Source organism: Rhodococcus sp. 1163 (genome assembly GCF_002091985.1).
Taxonomy (GTDB): domain Bacteria; phylum Actinomycetota; class Actinomycetes; order Mycobacteriales; family Mycobacteriaceae; genus Rhodococcoides.
The window spans coordinates 1-3,253 of record NZ_MKKX01000023.1 but is presented as its reverse complement, the minus strand read 5'-3'; the positions used below and the strand labels follow the sequence as shown (position 1 = coordinate 3,253).

The 3,253-nt window shown below is 60.9% G+C and carries 1 protein-coding gene; it reads left to right on the top strand.

The features are described 5' to 3' along the window. On the top strand, positions 1–3,253 hold a 3,253-nt coding region (locus BJD99_RS10520), incomplete at both ends, for a non-ribosomal peptide synthetase (protein WP_143542113.1).

Sequence of the window (3,253 nt, the reverse complement as noted above, 5' to 3'; positions counted from 1 at the left end):
TCACGTCGGGGTCGACGGGTCGGCCGAAGGGTGTGGCGGTTTCGCATGAGGCGATCGTCAACCGGCTTCTATGGATGCAGGACACCTATGGCCTGACCACGAGCGACGTTGTGTTGCAGAAAACTCCGTTCACCTTCGATGTATCGGTCTGGGAGTTCTTCTGGGCGCTTCAGGTGGGTGCCTCGATCGTGGTCGCGATTCCCGACGGACATCGCGATCCGAACTATCTCGCCCGGCTGATTGCCGACGAATCAGTGACCACCATGCACTTCGTTCCGTCGATGCTTGCGGTGTTCGTCTCCGAGCTCGAGGGGCGCGAGACTCGATTGCCAAGTCTGCGGATGATATTCGCCTCCGGCGAAGCTCTTCCCGCGGCCACAGCCCAGCGAGTGTTCTCGACCCTGCCGCACATTTCGCTACACAACCTGTACGGCCCGACGGAAGCCGCGGTCGACGTCACTTTCCATGAGGTGCGGCCGGGCGAGACGGTCATTCCTATCGGCGCGCCGGTGTGGAACACCCGTGTCTTCGTGTTGGACCGCCGGCTGTCCCCGGTCCCCGTCGGCGTCGAGGGCGAGCTCTATCTCGCGGGCGTGCAGTTGGCACGGGGATACGTCGGCCGTCCCGATTTGACGGCAGACAGATTCGTCGCGCATCCGGTACCGGAGGCCCGCGTTCGCGGTGAGCGGCTCTACCGAACGGGCGATGTCGTTCGTTGGAATGCTGACGGTGAGCTCGACTATGTGGGTCGCAGTGACTTCCAGGTCAAGCTCCGCGGTTTGCGCATCGAGCTCGGCGAGATCGAGACCATTCTGCTGGAACAGAATTCGATCTCGCAGGCCGCAGTACTGGTCCGAGACGAGCAACTGGTGGCCTACGTCGTCACGGACTCCGCGGATTTCGACAGCGCGGCGGTTCGGACCGCCCTCGGCTCCAAGTTGGCCGAGTACATGGTGCCGTCCGTCTTCGTCGAGCTCGAGGAGTTTCCACTCGGATCGAGCGGGAAACTCGATCGTAAGGCGTTGCCGGCCCCGGTCGTGGAGATCAAGGAGTTCCGCGCACCCACCACACCGGTGGAGGAAATCGTTGCCGACACCTTCGCAGGAGTTCTCGGTCTCGAGCGAGTAGGACTCGATGACGACTTCTTCGAACTCGGTGGCAATTCACTTATCGCCACACAGCTCGTCTCGAGGTTGGGGCAGGTTCTCAACACGAAGATCGGCGTACGCGAGCTGTTCGAGGCGTCCAACGTCGCCGACCTCGCCACGCGCATCGCCAGCCAGGTCGGTAGTGGCGGCGTGCGGGCGCTCATCGCGGTGGCAAGACCCGAGCGGATACCGCTGTCGCTTGCGCAGCAGCGCTACTGGTTCCTCAACCAGTACGACACCACCTCGGCAGTGGACAATATTCCGTTCGCAGTTCGATTGAGCGGTGAACTGAACGTCGCCGCACTCGAGGCAGCAATGATGGACCTCATTGCGCGCCACGAGTCTCTTCGTACGATCTATCCGGATTCGCTGGACGGTCCACGCCAGGAAATCCTGCACGTCGAAGAGTCGGATGCAGACTTGGCGATCATCGACGTCGAGGAGATCGATATCCGTCGGCGCGTCATCGATCTGATGATGACTGCTTTCGACGTTACAACCGAGATTCCCCGGGCCGCAAAACTGTTCAAAGTCGCAGACCGCGAATATGTCCTGGCGTTCGTCATTCATCACGTGTCTGCTGATGGTGCATCGATGGCGCCCCTCGTACGCGATGTGATGGTGGCGTATGCGGCGCGTTCTGCCGGTGAGGCTCCTGGTTGGGCTCCGTTGCCGGTGCAGTACGCCGACTACGCGTTGTGGCAGCGTGAGGTTCTCGGTAGTGAGGATGATCCGGATTCGATTGCCTCGCAGCAGGTTGCGTACTGGAAGTCGGCACTGTCGGGGCTGCCGGACCAGCTGGACCTGCCTTCGGATCGACGACGACCGACACACCAGAGCTTTCGTGGCGACGCCGTTCGCTTCACTCTGGACGCCACGTTGCATGGCGCGCTGCTCGAATTGTCCCGTAAGCACCACACAACCCTGTTCATGACGATGCACGCCGCGTTTGCAGTTCTGTTGGCGAGGCTGTCCAACGTGTCGGACATTGCCGTCGGGACGCCCGTCGCAGGTCGAGGCGACAAAGCTTTGGACGACATGATCGGAATGTTCGTCAATACGTTGGTTTTCCGTAGTCGGGTGGATTCTTCGATGACGTTCGAGGAGTTGTTGGCGCAGACACGAGAGACCGATCTGCAGGCGTTCGCGCATGCGGATGTGCCGTTCGAGCGGCTCGTCGAGGTGCTCAATCCGGTCCGTTCCACCGCGCGCAACCCACTGTTCCAGGTCGGTCTGTCCTTCCAGAACATGACGCGAGCGAGCCTCGAACTGCCCGGTCTGACTGTGTCTGCGGTTGATGTGAATTCACCGTTGGCCAAGACCGACCTTCAGCTGACCATCTTCGATGGTGCGATGGAAGGAGGCCGACCGGCAGAGATCCATGCGGAGTTCACGTTTGCGGCGGATTTGTTCGATGTGGTGACGGTGGATGGTTTTGTGGAGCGGTTTGTTCGGGTGTTGGAGGCGGTGGTGGCGGATTCGTCTGTGGTGGTGGGTGATATTGGTGTGTTGGGTGTTGCGGAGCGTGATGTTGTGGTGTCGGGGTGGAATGGGACTTCTCGTGTGTTGGAGGGCGTTTCGGGTTCGGGTTCGACGTTGGCGTCGTTGTTTGTTGATCGGGTGGTGGAGGTTCCGGGTGCGGTGGCGGTGGTGTTCGGGGGTGAGCGGTTGTTGTATGGGGAGTTTGGGGAGCGGGTGTTTCGTTTGGCTCGGTGGTTGATCGGTGAGGGTGTGGGTCCTGAGGTTTTGGTGGGGTTGGGTATGCGGCGTGGGGTGGATTTGTTGGTGGGGATGTATGCGGTGGTGGTGGCTGGTGGTGCGTATGTGCCTTTGGATCCGGATCAGCCGGCGGAGCGTAATGGGTTCATCGTGGAGGTGGCGTCTCCGGTGTTGGTGTTGGTTTCTGGTGGTGGGGATGTGGGTGTGTTTGCTGGTGGTGGTGTGTCGGTGGTGGATGTGGGTTCGTTGGATGTGTCTGGTTTTTCGGGTGGGGTTGTGGGGGATGGTGAGCGGTTGTCGGTGTTGCGTGGGTCGAATGCGGCGTATGTGATTTTCACGTCGGGGTCGACGGGTCGGCCGAAGGGTGTGGCGGTTTCGCATGAGGC